This is a genomic window from Maribacter taeanensis, assembly GCF_047345145.1.
GTDB lineage: Bacteria > Bacteroidota > Bacteroidia > Flavobacteriales > Flavobacteriaceae > Maribacter_C.
Map to the genome: position 1 here is coordinate 319,890 of NZ_JBLFER010000004.1, position 17,471 is coordinate 337,360.

The window sequence follows — 17,471 nt, forward strand, 5'->3', positions numbered from 1 at the left end:
TCGCGACGAAGTAATCCGCTTGTTTTGTGTTTCTAAGTAACAGATTGTTTCGTGCCTTGCAAAGACGAATAGATTAAAGAAAGTAGAGATTATTACATATGGATATACTCGCTAAAATAATAGCAGACAAATACAAGGAGGTAGATTTGAAAAAATCGCTTATTCCAATAAAACAATTGGAGGCTTCCGTGTTGTTTAATAGAGAAACCTTCTCTTTGGCCAGTGCATTGCGAAATAGTCAAACAGGAATCATCGCAGAACACAAAAGACGGTCTCCATCTAAAGGAACTATCAATCAAGACACCAATGTTGGCTTGGTAGCAAAAGGCTATCAAAAAGCAGGAGTCTGCGGTATGAGTGTTTTGACGGACATTAAGTATTTTGGGGGCTCATTGGAAGATTTACAGTTGGCAAGAGCGTCGGTTGCTATGCCTTTACTGCGCAAAGAATTTATCATTGATGAATATCAAATCCTAGAAGCGAAAGCTCATGGAGCGGATGTGATTTTACTTATCGCCGCGGTTTTATCCAGAGAAGAAATCGAGACCTTTTCCGAATTGGCAAAAAGTCTAGGTCTAGATGTGTTGCTTGAAGTCCACAATGAAGAAGAGTTGCATAAATCTATAATGCCTAGTTTAGACATGTTGGGTGTGAATAATCGAAACCTAAAGACTTTCGAAGTGAGTTTGGAAACGAGCAAAACATTGTCAAAATTGATTCCTGATGATTTTGTAAAAGTCTCTGAAAGCGGCATCAGTTCAATTGAGGCGATACAAGATTTGAAGCAGTATGGCTATCAAGGGTTTTTAATCGGAGAGAATTTTATGAAGACAGATAATCCTGGGAAAAGTGCATCCGAATTCATTCAGAAATTAGCATAGCAAATGGACTATTATTATACCAATAAAGACGAAATGCCTATCACCAAAAATTTGGCTGAGCTAAAACTCAAAGTCTGTGGTATGAATAGAAATACCACGGAGGTTGCCGCTTTACGACCTGATTTTTTGGGGTTTATTTTTTGGGAACCTTCGAAGCGTTTTTTTGAAGGAGATTTGCCTTCTATTCCACATGGGGTTAAAAAAGTTGGTGTATTTGTTGACGAGCGAATTGTGATTATCGCGGAGAAAGTAAAAAAATATGATTTGTTAATGGTGCAATTGCATGGTCAGGAAAGTCCAGCTTTTTGCGACCAGTTAAAAACTCAAATTCCCCATATCAAAATCATTAAAGTATTTTCAATGAAAGATGATTTCGATTTTGGTCAATTGAAGCACTTCGAAGATGTTTGCGATTTCTATTTATTTGATACTAAAGGGAAACTACCCGGTGGCAATGGCTATGCCTTTAATTGGGAAGTATTGAAAGATTACCCTTCTACCAAACCCTATTTTCTAAGTGGTGGCATTGGTTTAGAAGAAATCGAGTCTATCAAAGAATTTATGAAAAGACCTGAAGCTCAGTACTGTCATGTCATCGATGTGAACAGTAAATTTGAGAAAGAACCCGGGTTAAAGAATATTGAAAAATTGAAGAAATTTAAAAAAGTATTGAGTAAAAAATAATTAGTATTAAGTACAAATACTTTAAACTAATTACTGGCTACTAACAACTATTAACTATGAAATACCACGCAGACGAAAAAGGATATTACGGAGAATTTGGGGGAGCATTTATTCCTGAAATGCTCTATCCGAATGTAGAAGAATTACGCCAAAAGTATTTGGAAATCATGTATGAAGAATCCTTTCAACAGGAATTTCATCAGCTTCTGAAAGATTATGTAGGTCGTCCTTCGCCACTTTACTTTGCGAAACGACTTTCCGAAAAACACGGATGTAAAATTTATCTCAAGCGAGAAGATTTAAATCATACCGGAGCGCATAAAGTCAACAATACCATTGGTCAAATTCTAATGGCTCAAAAATTGGGTAAAACCAGAATCATTGCGGAAACAGGGGCGGGTCAACACGGTGTGGCCACAGCAACCGTTTGTGCTTTGATGGGTATGGACTGTATCGTATATATGGGCGAAATCGATATTGCTCGGCAAGCACCCAATGTAGCGCGAATGAAGATGTTAGGCGCTGAAGTGCGACCAGCTTTATCTGGAAGTAGAACCCTAAAAGATGCCACCAACGAAGCGATTCGTGATTGGATAAATAATCCAGTAGATACGCATTACATTATTGGTTCCGCAATTGGGCCACACCCCTACCCGGATATGGTGACTCGTTTTCAATCAGTTATTTCCGAAGAAATCAAATGGCAATTGAAAGAAAAAGAAGGGCGTGAGAATCCTGATTATGTGGTTGCCTGTATAGGTGGAGGAAGTAACGCCGCAGGAACGTATTATCATTTCTTAGATGAAGAAGAAGTGGGCATTATTGCCGTTGAAGCCGCTGGAAAAGGAGTAGACACGGGCGAAAGCGCAGCAACTTCTGCTTTGGGAAAAGTTGGAATTATTCACGGTTGCAAAACCATGTTAATGCAAACTAAAGACGGACAAATTACAGAACCCTATTCTATCTCCGCAGGATTGGATTATCCCGGTGTGGGGCCAATGCACTCGCACTTACATAAATCTGGAAGAGCGGAATTCTATTCCGCCACTGATGACGAAGCCATGACTGCAGGGCTAGAACTTTCGCAATTGGAAGGAATCATTCCAGCCATAGAAACCGGACATGCATTTGCCATATTTGACCATAAGAAATTCAAAGCAGATGATGTCGTGGTGATTAGTTTGTCTGGACGTGGGGATAAGGATTTACAAACCTATATTGATTATTTTGGGTTAAAATAATTTGTCATTCCCGCGAAGCAAGTAGAATGCTTATGAAATGAAACAGTATTACATCTACATAGTAACCAACAAAAACCATACGGTGTTGTATGTAGGAATGACAAATAATCTGAAATTAAGACTAGAACAACATCAATCAAAAAATAATAAAGGGTTCACAAAAAAGTATAGTACCTACAAACTAGTCTATTTTGAAAAAACTCAATATGTGAATAACGCTATTAAAAGAGAAAAACTAATAAAAGGTTGGAGGCGACAATGGAAAGAGAACCTAATAAACGATATGAATCCAGATTGGGAAGACCTTTCTTGGATGTTAGGAGATTAAAAAACATTTAGAATATATTAAACAGATTCCCGCCTTCGCGGGAATGACAAGGCATTATGAACAGAATAAACCAAAAATTGCAAGAGGATAAAAAACTCCTCTCCATATACTTCACCGCTGGATATCCAGCCTTAAATGATACCGTTCAAATCATTCAAGACCTAGAAAAAAATGGAGTCGATATGATTGAAATCGGTTTGCCCTTTAGTGACCCCTTGGCTGACGGACCAACCATTCAAGATAGCTCTACTGCCGCATTGAAAAATGGAATGACCACTGAAAAGCTTTTTGAACAATTAAAAGACATTCGAAAAACAGTTTCTATCCCGTTAATTGTCATGGGATATTTCAATCCGATGCTGCAATATGGAGTTGAGGATTTCTGTAAAAAATGTCATGAAATTGGCATCGATGGAATTATCATGCCTGATTTACCTTTAGATGTCTATCAAGTAGAGTATGAAGCCATTTTCAAAAAATACGGACTTATCAATGTGTTCTTGATTACGCCACAGACTAGTGATGAACGCATTCACCAAATCGATGCTGCCTCGGACGGATTTATCTATATGGTAAGCTCTGCAAGCGTTACAGGTTCTAAATCTGGATTTGGAGATACACAAACGGAGTACTTCGAACGTATCGCCAACATGAATTTAAAAAAAACACAAATCGTCGGTTTCGGAATTAAAGATGCTGAAACCTTCCAAGCAGCTACAAAAAATGCAAAAGGAGCTATTATTGGTTCTGCTTTTATTAAGCATTTGACTGCTAAGGGAGTAGCAGGGATTAGCAGCTTTGTAAAGAGTATCAAAAGTTAATACTTATATAATTTTATCACTAAAAAGAAGGGATTTATAGGTTTGAGCTGTTCTATCTATAATTCTTAAAAATTGACAATGAAAAAAAATTCTCTGTTTATTTTACTCGTTCTTTTATCAGTAGACACGTTCTCTCAAAATAATTCGGTTGTTGAAGCTCCAAAAAATGTAATTCATGGTTCCCTGGGAACTGCAATTGCTCTAAATTCAGGTCATATTTCCTATGACCGACTTTTAAAACAATCGGAAAATGGATTTTTCAAATCGTATTACTTGACCGCCAAAGCAGGTGGGAATTTTGGAATTGATTTTAGTGGCTCGAACGGGGCAACTGGTAATCTTTTCGGCGTTGGCGTAACAGCACTTACAGGACAAGGTAAAAATCACTTTGAAGTTGGTTTGGGCCTAGGCTATTTTATGGATACCAAAAATATAGTTAGTGCTTCTAACCCTTTCGGTTCTTCCGATGAGAGTACATTCTACCCATCTGTATCAATTGGATATCGAAAGCAAACAGAAAAAGGCTTTGTATTTAGAACCGGTGTTGGGATCGCCGAATGGGCCTACTTTGGATTTGGGTATAGTTTTTAATTGAATTCTTTCCAAAAAACAAAAAAGGCTTTAAATGACTTTTTTTGATAACAAACTCTTCAAATATATGATCTAAATTTATTGACTTTAAGACTCTGTAGGAATATTCATTATCAGAGACTTAGCTTCCGCCATACATCTATTAATAAAGCTACTTACCGAAAATTTCCACTTATTTAGAGGCTTACAACAAAGGTTTGACGATATTGCTGTATAAATTGACCATTAAATCAAATAGTATAAGAAAATAATACCCTTTCCTAGCTTTACCAGCTTTACATTCTAAAAACAGAATTTGACATTTAGTCAAAACCCCAAGTCTGCTTTTGTAATTCAACCTTGCTTATCATTAATACCAAACCAAAATGATAAACAAGCAGTACCTTGTTGCCCTTTTTCTAGCGATTACAACTATAGGGGTTCTATATTTTAATACAACTCAAAATTCGCCAAGCTCTGATTACCAACTTTTAGCAGTATCAGATCATGAAAAATTAGCTTCTGGAGCATTTTTAATCAATGATACTGATCATAAATTAAATAAGATTGGAACCTTCGACGCCAATGCTAATGTTCCAAAAAAGAATCGAAGCTCAGCAAGAAATATTTTTATGCCGGCTATAGATGCAGTAACTATTGCAAAATTTTTAAATGGAAATTTACCGACTACTACACCAAACGGTAATAACAATGTTCCCTCTTTATTGTCGCAAACCGGGGCTTTCTCAAACCTCGGTTCTTTAACTCCAAGTCCAGGTCTTATTCCATATGACATGATCGAACCATTTTGGTCTGATGGTGCCACAAAAAAGCGATGGATGGTCATACCAAATGATGGTACTCATAATACGCCTGACGAGCAAATTACTTTAACCGATGAAGCTTGGGATTTTCCAAGAGGAACTGTTCTTATTAAACATTTTGAATTCCCAGGTAAACGTCTTGAAACACGCTTTGAAGTAAAAGGTGATGACGATGTTTACTACTATCTTACTTATAAATGGAACGCTGAACAGACGGACGCGACTCTTCTAAACGATTCTGTTGATGAAGATGTTGTTGTCAATGGAGTAACCCAGTCTTGGCACTATCCTAGTAGAAATGAATGTGCCTCTTGTCACTTTCCTCAAAATGGAAGTGTTCTCGGTCCGAAAACTAGAAACCTAAATAAATCAATAGTTTATCCTAGTTCTGGCATCGAAATGAATCAACTGGTAAACCTTAGTGAGCTGGGCATTCTTACCCAAAACATAACCAATAGTAATGTTAGCAACTATCCGGCTGTAGCGGCAAAAAATGATTTAACGGCATCCATTGAAGATAGGGCCCGAACGTATCTTGATGTGAATTGTGCAAGTTGTCATAATCCGCAAGTGAGCAATATTGCTATGTTTGATGCGCGCTATTCTACTCCTATAGAAAACCAAAATATTATTTATGGAGATGTTATTTATGACGAAGGCTTGAATAATCCTAAGGTTATTATTCCACAGGATGTTTCAAATTCTATGGGACATTTTAGGATGAATTCTACCCAGACAGGAATTGAAATGCCTCCGATTTCCAAAGATGTAGTAGATGCAGAGGGTGTTCAATTAATAGCGGATTGGATAAATAGCCTTACTCCGGCAACAACATCACCCCCATTAGCAGCCTTTTCAGCTTCAATCGATAATGGACCTGCGCCATTAATTGTCAATTTTGATGCCTCTGCCTCAACTGATGCTGACGGAGATACCTTAACCTATTCTTGGAACTTCGGTGACAATTCAACTGCTCAAGGAGAAACAGCAAGTCATGTGTATACGAATCCAGGTTCGTATACAGCAACCTTAACTGTTAATGACGGACAATTCTCAGATCAAGAAATTACAACCATTATTGTAAACAATAGTAGCCCAGGAACCAATACAGTTGCTTTTACCGATGGCACTGATCTTTTAGCCCAAAATAACTACAGCGGTTTGCCCATGGGGGTAATTGATATGAACGGAGATGGAAAAGACGATATCGTTCAATTTAACTCCGCAAAAAATCTTCGTATTCAATATCAAAATGACCCAGACCAACAGTTTACCAGTTATAATCATGGTCAAGTTAGCTCTAACAATCAATGGGGTACGGCCATCGCAGATTATGACCAAAATGGATATAATGATATCATGTCAGGTGGTGCTTATGACAATTTGAAAATCATAAGTAATAACAACGGAACTAATTCGTACTCGCAATCAATTCTTCCTTACTCAAATATTTTTTTACAGGGTGCCAATTTTGCAGATATCAATAATGACGGTTGGGCCGACATTTTTGCTTGCCATGATGATGGCCAATCAAGGGCCTATCAAAATAATCAAAATGGCTCCTTTTCATTCAATGCAGGCCTAATTGGAACTGCAACAACTCCATCTAGTGATAATTCAGGAAATTACGCCAGTATGTGGATGGATTATGATAACGATGGTGATCTTGACCTTTACATCTCTAAGTGTCGTGGCGGAGTAACTAGTAGCTCTGATCCTCGTCGAATAAATATGTTGTGGCAGAATGATGGTGATAATAATTTTACTGAAGTAGCAGAGCAAGCCAACTTAAAAATTGGAGATCAAACCTGGCTCTCTGATTTTGGGGATATTGATAACGATGGTGACCTAGATGCTATCATAATTAATCACGGTACAGGACCTAATTTAATGCGAAATAATGGTAATGGAACCTTTACTGAAGTTACTTCAGGTAGTGGACTTTTGCCTACCCTCCAACCACAAGATTTTTATGGTATACAAGGATTCTTCAAGGACTTTAATAATGACGGATATATCGATTTAATGGTTTCTGGAGACAATCATTACATCTTTTATAATAATGGTGATGGCACATTTCAGAATGCGTCAAATCCGTTTAACTCGAATCAGATTCAATCGTTTTCCGTTGGTGATATTAATCATGATGGTTTCTTAGATATTTATGCAGGATATGCGAACGGATTAAATTCGCCTAGTTCTACTAGAGATCGTATTTGGTTAAACGAAGGAAATTCAAATAACTACTTGAACATTCAATTAAAGGGAACGCAAAGCAATATAAATGGTATTGGTGCTAGAGTAGAAGTTTATGGCGCTTGGGGAATACAAATAAGAGATGTTCGTTCAGGGGAGGGTTATGGTCTTGTCAATTCATTTACACAGCACTTCGGTATTGGAGTAAACACACAAATTGATAAAATCATAGTTCGTTGGCCTTCGGGAATTGTTGATGAAATTCTGAACCCCTCAGCAAATCAATTCTTGGTTATCATAGAAAATGTATCGATTCCTGTAACAAACGTGAGTGTTTCTCCTAATTCAGCAACTATAATTGAAGAAGATACTCAACAACTTATTGCAACAATAACTCCCAGCAATGCAACTGACGATTCAGTAACCTGGTCATCTAGTGATGATTCAATTGCAGCTGTAGATACAAATGGATTGGTAACAGCTGTTACAGAGGGCACAGCCACTATAACAGTAACTACGACTGATGGTAATTTCACGGCTACTTCGCTTATTTCCGTAAATGCGCTTCCTGTTCCTGTAACAGGGGTGAATGTGAATCCTAATTCGGCAACGCTGATTGAAGGCAACTCTGAGCAGCTTACTGCTGTGGTCAGTCCTACCAATGCAGATGATGCTTCGGTAACTTGGTCTTCTAGTGATACTTCTATTGCTACCGTAACTACAGGTGGTTTAGTAACAGGAATTTCTCAAGGAACAGCCACAATTACTGCGAGCACTGCGGATGGAAACTTTACAGCAACCTCGCTTATTACCGTGGAGGCAAGTACAATTTCAGTTGCGGGAATAAATATTGACCCTACTACGGCAGATTTAACTGTTGGAGATAATCAACAATTAACTTTTGTAGTATCACCCTCTGATGCCACTGACCTATCAGTAACCTGGTCATCAAGTGATGCTACTATTGCAACAGTTAATTCTAGTGGGTTGGTAACCGGTATTGCTTCAGGTACAGCTACAATAACAGTGACTACCAATGATGGTAATTTCGCTTCTACCGCTACTATTGAAGTCATTCCGGACAATACTAGTACATGCACAGCAAGTGGAACAATTCTAATGCAGCGCTATGATGACATATCAGGCATTGAAGTGTCTAACTTAACAAGTGCAGCCAATTACCCTGGCAATCCTTCTTTTACTTCAGAGCTTTCTAGTTTTGAGATTCAAAGAAACCAAGGTGATAACTACGGAGTTCGAGTCAGTGGTTATTTGTGTGCTCCTGAGACAGGCACCTACTATTTCTTTGTGGCTGGTAATAATGGTTCAGAGCTTAGCCTTAGTACAAGCTCAGATGCCGCAGCAAAGGTTCGAATTGCTTACCATAGTAATTGGGCAGGTAATAGAGAATGGGACAAGTTCACAACACAGAAATCTCAAGGTATTTCTCTAACCCAAGGTGATAGTTATTATGTAGAGGCCCTGATGAAAGAAGGTACTTTTGGTGATAATCTAGCGATAGGTTGGCGCAGACCTAGTGATGGAGATGGTGCTTTGGCTAGTCAGGTTATACCAGGAAATGTATTATCACCCTTCATACCCGACATGGTTGCAGTGAGTGGCGTTTCTTTATCGCCAACTACACTAACTCTTAGTGAGAGCCAAACGGTTATGCTTAATCCTACCATAGCTCCCTCTGGAGCTAGCGATCAATCTGTAAGTTGGTCTTCTAGTGATGCTGCTATTGCAAGTGTTGATACAAACGGATTGGTAACAGGCATCTCTGAAGGTACAGCTACCATAACGGTAACTACCAATGATGGTGGTTTTACTTCTCAGGCTACCATTGAGGTAACTTCAACGGTTCCTAACACCTGCACGGCTAGTGGTAGTATTTTGATGGAGCGTTATGATGATATATCAGGAATTGCGATTTCGGATTTAACAAGCGCTGCTAATTATCCAGAGAATCCATCATCGACTTCAGAATTGTCTCTTTTTGAGATTCCCAAGAATATGGGTAACAACTATGGGGTAAGAGTTAGCGGTTATTTGTGTGCTCCTGAAACAGGCGTCTACTACTTCTGGGTGGCAGGTAACAATCATTCTGAGATTAGCTTAAGTACTAGCTCAAATGCAGCAGACAAGGTTCGAATAGCCAGTCATGAGGCTTATGCAAGTAATAGGCAATGGGATAAGTTCCCCTCACAGAAATCAGAAGGTATTGTTCTAACCCAAGGAGATACCTATTACATAGAAGCACTAATGAAAGAAGGTACTTTTGGTGATAATCTAGCGGTAGCATGGCGTAGACCAAGTGATGGAAATGGTTCATTACCTACTGAAGTTATTCCGGGAATTGTTTTATCGCCTTTACTGGCAAATACTGCACCAAGTTTAGGATCTTTTGTTGAGCCTGATTTACAATTGATTTTGAGCCCCGTACCAACTAGAAACATTTTGAACATTCAATGCTCCTTCAACAATGAATCTGAAAGTCTTATTCAGTTGAGCATTTTTGATCATGTCGGTAGACAAGTAATTGGCAAGGTGATTAATCCGGATACTTTCAACGAGCAAATTAATGTTTCACAACTACCTTCTGGCGTATATCTATTGCAATTGATAAAAGATGAAGAGGTATTAACGAAAAAGTTTAGTAAAAGATAAGATGTTGTTGCCTGACACCCACTATTGAACCATGTGGGTTCTTTTTTCAAACTTTAAGAGAAGTTATTTTCAAAAAACTTTCAAGGTAATAGCTATTGACTTACTTTTAGTTCTTGAATTTTATATAGAAAATCGAATGAAAAAAGCACTTTTTATCTTTTCTTTTCTTCTTGTTTTAAGTCTTAAAGGTCAAGAACCAGCGCAATTGAAGTCACAAGTAAGACAGGCTATAAATGAGCTCCGCAGTTTTGTGAAAATTCCTAATGACGCGCTAGAACATTCAGATATAAATAGAAATTTGACTTGGCTTGAAAAAAACTTTAACGCCAGAGGATTTAACTCTTCAATACTTCCTACTGAAGGTGAATCATTATTCTTTGCCTCACTTCCTATGGAAGACAATAAGCCTACTATTCTGTTTTATATGCACTTCGATGGACAATCTGTGGATCCTTCAAAATGGGATCAGCCTAATCCGTATGAAGTTGTCTTAAAGTCTCCAGATGGTGATGGTTGGAAAAACCAAGTCTTTGAAGATTTAAATGAAGATATAGATTACGAATGGCGCTTGTTTGGGCGTTCTACTTCAGATGATAAGGGACCCATAGTAATGTTTTTAAGTGCCATCGATTTGTTAAAAGAAAATGGTCAAGAAATTCCTTTTAACATTAAAATTATTTTAGACAGCGAAGAGGAAAAAGGTAGCAAACCATTGCCCAAAGCGGTAAAAGAATATCGTGAACTTTTAGCAGCTGATTTTCTTGTTATCAATGACGGTCCTGTTCATGTTTCGGGTAAACCTACTATGGTTTACGGATGTAGAGGAATTACAACACTTTCATTGACCACTCATGGTCCTATAAAACCACAACATAGTGGTCACTATGGCAACTACGCCCCCAACCCCGGATTTCAGCTAGCGCAAGTTCTTGCAAGTATGAAAGATACCGAAGGAAGGGTTACAATTGATGGTTACTACGACGGTATTACAATTGATGAAACTGCCATGAACGTTATCAAAAGTGTACCTGATAACGCATCAGCTATTAATTCGAATTTAGCAATTAAGACTCCAGAAAAAGTGGGCAGCTTTTATCAAGAAGCTTTGCAATACCCTTCATTGAATATTCGTGGTTTAGGTTCTGGGTGGATAGGATATAAAGCACGGACTATAATTCCAGAATCAGCAACTGCCGAACTTGATTTGCGTTTAGTTCCTGAAAGTGATGGAAAACGATTAAAAGATTTGGTAAAAAAGCATATCGAGAAGCAAGGTTTTTACATTATTGATACCATTCCTACCAAAGAACAACGGATGGCGCATGATAAAATCATGACGATTACCGAAAGAGGTGTTACCGACGCTTTTCGAACTGATCTGAGCAATCCATATGGTGAATTTTTATTGAATATCATAAAGAATAACTTTGAAGAAGATGTAGTACAAATAAGGATTATGGGAGGCACCGTACCTATCTCACCTTTTATCAACGAGTTAAAGATTCCAGCTTTCATTGTTCCTATGGTGAATCCTGATAACAATCAGCATAGCCCAAATGAGAATTTAAAAATTGGTCAGATCGCCTATGGCATCGAGGTTTTCTACGGATTGTTGAGTACGAAAATGTGAATTTTCAAAAAAGAGAGTATCCCAAAATAATAGAATACCCACTGAAATTTGATTCCTCATTCTTGAAAATACCACGAGGCCTTCTTAGTCTGGCTTCCAATGTGAAGTTTTTATATCCATACCCGATACCAAAAGCCAAGTTTGAAGAATTACTTAGTTCGAGATCAGTTCTATCCCTAATCACAGCTTCAGAATTTAGGTTAAAACCCACCACCATATTTGCGTTAATGAAGAATCTAGAGTTTTCATTTAAGTACATATAGTGCCTAATACCCACTGCAAAATCAATAGAAGAGTATTTTATACTATACAATCTTTCAACTCCTGAGAATTCACCGGTTAGGGTTTCTTCATTCTTATAACTTTGATATGCAGATTCAAGTAGCACACTCCACTTATTTTTGTTGAAATTAAGAAGGAATTCTCCCTGTAAACCGAGCCTAAAACTTGTCATGTAGGGAAAATTCGCTTCAACAGGGTTAAATAGGGAGTTATCCACAAACGTTAAATTCGAAAAATCAATACCCGGTCTAATATGTAAATTGAAAAAATCTTTCTTTTTAACTTTATCCAACACAGAGAAGTCTGAGCCAACACAAGCACTATATTTTTTAAAAAAATTGATTAGTTCTTTTCTTTTGTATCCAAGTTCAGAAACATCTTTAGTCGATATTTCATCGCATTTCAATTCATTTAGTAGTTGTTGTCTGAACTCATTATTTTCAGAAACACCATTATCGGTCTTAAAACCTTTATATATCAATTGCTTGGGAACGTCGTTACCCTTGGAATAGAAATATCTTGTCAAGTTGTTATCCTCATAAAAATAAAGATCAACCTCACCATCAAATAAGAGTTTCAAATAAAGCTCTTCATTCTTAAAAATAGGGCTTCGCTGCTGGCTCATATCTCCTATACTCTGAACCTTAAAGCTAGGAGACCTATCAATGTCAACTTTAAACCTTTTAAATACAGCACCATCATTTAAACCGAACTCAGGGTAATCACTTATTTTAGTAGAAATGATTTCGGAATTTTCCGTTATCTTATATTTAAACCCTGTGGGGCTATTTTTCCATTCAATATTCTTGATAAGACATTCTGTACGTCGACCATCGTTACTTATAAAATACCCAGGGTCATATGTCAACTGACCGTAAGCCCAGCTAGTAAATAAGAAAACAAGAAAAAGAAGACTATTTTTAAAACTCATAAGGGCTATCATTTTTGAAAAAACGTAATTACCAGTTTATTAGTATTATATTATTGTCTTTAATCGTTGTTTTCCCTTTCAAAGATATTATTCATTTGTAACACCATTTGTTTTTTCAAGTCTTTAATACCAGAAATGCTTCTGAAAACGGCATAATTATTGATTCTTAATTGAACATATGAAAGCAAAAAACTACTTTACCATAATTCTTCTATCACTTTTTACTATATCTTTCGCATCGGCATTTGTGCCTATAGATTCAAGAAAGGCATTTTTTGATGCACAGGAACCCATAGCTACTATTATAGAATCACTTGAAAATGGTGAAAGTTACTCCATAGAAATTACTTCTGTTGGTTGTTTTGGTGGGTCACGACAAACGATCCGAATTTCAAAAGAAAGAGAGATCTTAACCGCAAGTTTTCCAGACTTTTCAAAAACTCTTAGTACAGCTGATATAGAAGCATTTAGAACCTTCGAGTTACAATTGCATCAGCTACAAATGGGAGGTTGTTCAACAGTAGACACCTATGTAATTCGTTACAAGGGTCATGAATTTCGTACCAGCGATGGTACCTGCAGCTGGAATGGTGGTAAAAAATTGCTTAAAGCAATCAGCTAGCAATTTTCTATTTACAAAATACAGAATAGGTACTTAACCCGCTTTCTTTTCGTTTCATAAGTATGAAACAGATTTTCATAAAATATTCATTGCAATTTCTAATGTTATTGTTTGTCAATTTGACCATTGCACAAACTATTTCTATAGCTGACTCTTTGAATCAAGAACCCATCCCCTACGCTACTGTTTCCTTTGGTAATGGTTTGGGTAATTTTGCCGATGAAGAAGGAAAATTCTCTTTTTCTAAAGAAAAGTACAGCGACGTAGACACGCTTTTTATCTCGGCTATGGGATACGCCGAAAAAGCAGTCTTAACCACCTCTTTACCAGAAACCATTTTACTAAAACCTGAGGTTTCTCAATTGAGCGAAGTAGTAGTTTCAGCTCCAAAAAATGGAAAGTTCAAGCTGCGCAAACGCAAACCTATTTCACATACAGATATTTTTACCTCTTGGCTCCCTACAGTGGAAAGCGAGGTTGCCATCTTATTTAAGCGTTATGAAGGTAAACCATCTCAAATTTCAAAAATATTGCTGCCCATTAACGCAGAATCGAAATACAAATCAAAAGGGAAAGGAAAGTTTGCGACTATATTTCGTATAAATTTTTATGAAAATCAGAAAGGACTTCCAGGAGATCCGACGGGTTATGAAAATGTAGTTTTCTCTATCAACGAAAAAGAAGACAAGGTTTTTGAGTTAGATCTTTCTTCAAAAACAATCTATATTCCTGAAAACGGAATTTTTATTTCACTCCAAGTTTTAGGTTATGCCAATTCAAAAGGTAAATTAGCTCAAACCAAGCAATATCGTGAAATTAAAACAGCTCGAGGGGTGCAAAAAATATCAACTTCGTTTAGACCGCTACTCCCTTTTACAAACCAACTAGTAAGTCAAAAAACTTACGTTCGCCGCATCTTTTTAAATAATAAAAAATGGCAGATTTTTGATAAGTCATACAACGAAAAATCAAAACTCATTCAAACGGGTCATCGCAATTATGGAATGGGTGCTGAGTTTAAGGTTTATGAAAATTAAGCTGAATTACGACTTGCATTAATATTTCCGTAAAGTGAGCGTGTTACGATTTTTTCGTAAAGTTCTTTATGTTTAGAACTACTTCCTATTTTCTGCAAGGCATACTGTTGAATTACCAATAAAGGTAATACAATGTTCTCTCGAATCTTAATAGACTCTCTTGAAACAGCTTCCTTCTCCATAAGAATATCCATATCAGAAATTTCTAGAAGCATTTCTTTTGACAACAGATATTCCGCTTGAAGAATCATCCAAAAATCTCCGTATTCAGTATCCTCTTTCATATAGCTTGTCAATTCGAAATAACATTTTGAAAGTGACATCATACTGTTCAACATCAAAGCCTTAAAGAAAGGTACTTCTTTGAAAAGTGTTTTCACCTCATCTATTCGACCTTGATCTTTCATGGTTTTTAAAGCAGAACCGATACCAAAATAACCTGGAACATTCTGTTTCAATTGACTCCATGAGCCTACAAATGATATGGCACGAAGATCACTCAATTCAAGTTTAGCTTTATTTCCACGCTTTCCAGGTCGGCTACCAATATTTGCTTTGGTGTAGTACTTAAGCGTACTTCGATTTTCCAAATATGACATGAAATTCTCGTGATGTTTCAAGGCATCATATTTCTCAAAACTCAATTCGGAAAGTTCCTCGATTAATTTTCGCTGCTCCGACGAAATTACATTTTCCTTTCCAAAAATATTATTTGACAAACCAGCAGTTAGTAATTGCTCACAGTTGTATTTGAATTGTTCTTTGGTTCCATAAGTACTGGTAATGGTTTGCCCTTGAATGGTCAATTGAATTTCGTTATTGGCCACATCTTTTGTTTGGGCAGCGTAAAAACGATGTGTTTTACCACCTCCACGTGCTGGTGGACCTCCACGACCATCAAAGAAAATGGCTTTGATATCATTCTTTCCACAAACAGAGGATAGGGTTTCCTTAGTCTTTAAGATAGACCAATTCGCTTTTAAATAGCCGCCATCTTTTGTGCCGTCAGAGAAGCCGAGCATAATAGTTTGAGTATCCTTTCTTCGTTTCAAATGACTTTTATACTCCGATAAACTAAAGAGGTGCTGCATGGTTGCTTCCGCTCCGTCCATACCAATCATGGTTTCAAAAAGAGGAATGATATCAAAAGTTATTTCCTCAGAATTCCATCCACACCAACGGAATAATCCATAAACAAAGAGAATAGAAAATATATCTTCCGAATTACTAATGATATATCTATTACAACCTTCCTCCCCATTCTTTTGTTGAATACTTTTTAATTGAGAAATATTGTTCAGAGTATCTTTTACAATGCCTTCATCGAAATCATCAGCTGAGACTTTGAAATTCTTATGTAATAGTAGGTCTTGTAACTCGTCTTGCGAAAGCTCATCTAGACTTTCTGATATCACTCCGTTTTTCTTTAGAATAGTTTCAACAGTCAAATAATGCTGACTATGATCTTGTCGAATATCTAAAGTTGCAAAATGTGTTTTGAATATTTTAACCTTGTCAATGAGTTGATCTAAATCTTTTAGATACAATCCGTGATATTTTGATATCAATCCTTCTCTAATATCTAACAACGGACCTATTATATCTTCATACCCAACTGTCTTTTTGGGGTTGAACATAGCTGTATACAAGTTATTTCTTAGTTGCGTTATTGAACCTTGTAGGCCTTTGAAAGTTAGTTTTTGTTGCAATACTTTCAGATCATTATAATAGCACTTCATTAAGTTCACCCGAAGCTCATCGGCAACATCGTTGGTGATATCTGCAGTTACAAATGGATTTCCGTCACGATCACCCCCAGGCCAGAAGCCCAACTTCATAATATTATGATTTTCAAAATTATGGGCTCCAACATTACTTTTAATATAAGCGTACAAATCTCCTACCGCTTCGTAGTATACGTTTCTAAGTATGTAAATAATGTTCTTAGCCTCGTCTAAGGGAGTCGGCTTTTTGGCATTAATTAAAGAGGTTAGTCCCAATTGCTGTAAGGCGACATCAATTTCATCAATCTTATCCTCCAGTATCAAAGACCTTAGGTTCGCGATAATATCAAGGATGGCAGGTGTATAAAATTGAGTCGGGTGTGCCGTAAGAACAATACGTGCACTGAAATTTGAAAGTTGGTCTGCAATTTTATCCCAACTTTTATTCTTGTCTACCAATTGAAAATAATCTTTAATAGACAAAGAACTTGTATGCTCGTGTAATTTAGGAAAGGCCGCATCTTCTACGCTATCGTAGAGTACTACCTGTCTTTCGACGTATTGAATGATACGAAACATAAAATCAATACGATCTTTTTCGTCCTCAATATTTACGAAGTTCTGGAAAAAGGCTTCCAATATTTCTTTCGGGTTTTTTCCAGATTGCAATCCCTTCTGACACTGGTCTAACATCAAAGGAATTAACATTCCCACATTTTCAATATTCCGATACGGTAAATTCAGAAATAAGCTATTGTAAACATTGAACTTATTGTTGACCGATTTTTTAAACTCTACTAAACGTTCTGACTGCTGCATATTTGTAATTGAAATTGGGGAAATCCAAACAATTAGGATTCACTAAGTGAACCTCAAATATCGCTATTATTAGGGAATTGCCAGCTTGAAAAGATTCGAAATCACAAAAAAACTAACCTACACCACAAAACCAACATGCTTCACAACAATTATTATATAATTAAGTAACATGAAAGTACTTTTACTATGTAATAAAAACGAAATAAAATTT

The 17,471-nt window shown here is 36.9% G+C and carries 12 protein-coding genes; 10 read left to right on the plus strand and 2 right to left on the minus strand.

What is annotated here, in order from left to right; genetic code table 11:
• Window positions 1-98 precede the first annotated feature (98 nt).
• From trpC to ACKWCD_RS14745, 8 genes are all read left to right on the plus strand, one after another.
• Window positions 99-881 (plus strand): indole-3-glycerol phosphate synthase TrpC, encoded by a 783-nt coding sequence (trpC, locus tag ACKWCD_RS14710; protein WP_413984711.1) that lies wholly within the window; start codon window positions 99-101, stop codon window positions 879-881.
• Window positions 882-884: 3 nt separating this feature from the next.
• Entirely contained in the window at window positions 885-1,565 is a 681-nt protein-coding gene (locus tag ACKWCD_RS14715; protein WP_413984712.1) for a phosphoribosylanthranilate isomerase, read from the plus strand.
• Window positions 1,566-1,621: 56 nt separating this feature from the next.
• Window positions 1,622-2,806: a tryptophan synthase subunit beta gene (gene trpB / locus ACKWCD_RS14720; protein WP_413984713.1), complete on the plus strand. Its 1,185-nt coding sequence runs from the start codon at window positions 1,622-1,624 to the stop codon at window positions 2,804-2,806.
• 37 nt (window positions 2,807-2,843) lie between these two features.
• On the plus strand, window positions 2,844-3,134 hold the full coding sequence (locus tag ACKWCD_RS14725) for a GIY-YIG nuclease family protein (RefSeq protein WP_413984714.1): 291 nt from the start codon (window positions 2,844-2,846) through the stop codon (window positions 3,132-3,134).
• Window positions 3,135-3,190: 56 nt separating this feature from the next.
• Window positions 3,191-3,955 carry a tryptophan synthase subunit alpha gene (gene trpA / locus ACKWCD_RS14730; protein WP_413984715.1) on the plus strand — a complete coding sequence of 255 codons (765 nt, stop codon included), beginning with the start codon at window positions 3,191-3,193 and terminating at the stop codon, window positions 3,953-3,955.
• Window positions 3,956-4,033: 78 nt separating this feature from the next.
• A complete protein-coding gene (locus tag ACKWCD_RS14735) occupies window positions 4,034-4,546 on the plus strand; it encodes a hypothetical protein (RefSeq protein WP_413984716.1) in 513 nt (170 codons plus the stop codon).
• A 365-nt stretch (window positions 4,547-4,911) separates the two neighbouring features.
• Complete coding sequence (locus ACKWCD_RS14740) at window positions 4,912-10,215, plus strand: Ig-like domain-containing protein (RefSeq protein ID WP_413984717.1); 5,304 nt, start codon at window positions 4,912-4,914, stop codon at window positions 10,213-10,215.
• Between the two features lie 136 nt (window positions 10,216-10,351).
• Window positions 10,352-11,845, plus strand: a complete 1,494-nt coding sequence (locus ACKWCD_RS14745; protein WP_413984718.1) for a M20/M25/M40 family metallo-hydrolase — start codon at window positions 10,352-10,354, stop codon at window positions 11,843-11,845.
• Window positions 11,846-11,849: 4 nt separating this feature from the next.
• On the opposite strand, the gene ACKWCD_RS14750 is transcribed toward ACKWCD_RS14745, so the two are convergent.
• Entirely contained in the window at window positions 11,850-13,058 is a 1,209-nt protein-coding gene (locus ACKWCD_RS14750) for an outer membrane beta-barrel protein (RefSeq protein ID WP_413984719.1), read from the minus strand.
• Between the two features lie 178 nt (window positions 13,059-13,236).
• On the opposite strand from ACKWCD_RS14750, the gene ACKWCD_RS14755 reads away from it, so the two are divergent.
• Together ACKWCD_RS14755 and ACKWCD_RS14760 are read left to right on the plus strand one after the other, a co-directional pair.
• Entirely contained in the window at window positions 13,237-13,680 is a 444-nt protein-coding gene (locus ACKWCD_RS14755; protein WP_413984720.1) for a hypothetical protein, read from the plus strand.
• A gap of 62 nt (window positions 13,681-13,742) precedes the next feature.
• Window positions 13,743-14,717, plus strand: coding sequence for a carboxypeptidase-like regulatory domain-containing protein (locus tag ACKWCD_RS14760; RefSeq protein ID WP_413984721.1), 975 nt, complete (start codon window positions 13,743-13,745; stop codon window positions 14,715-14,717).
• Here ACKWCD_RS14760 and ACKWCD_RS14765 read toward each other — a convergent pair.
• Entirely contained in the window at window positions 14,714-17,260 is a 2,547-nt protein-coding gene (locus ACKWCD_RS14765) for a phosphoenolpyruvate carboxylase (protein WP_413984722.1), read from the minus strand. The two genes, ACKWCD_RS14760 and ACKWCD_RS14765, sit on opposite strands and share 4 nt — an antisense overlap.
• Between the last annotated feature and the right edge of the window lie 211 nt (window positions 17,261-17,471).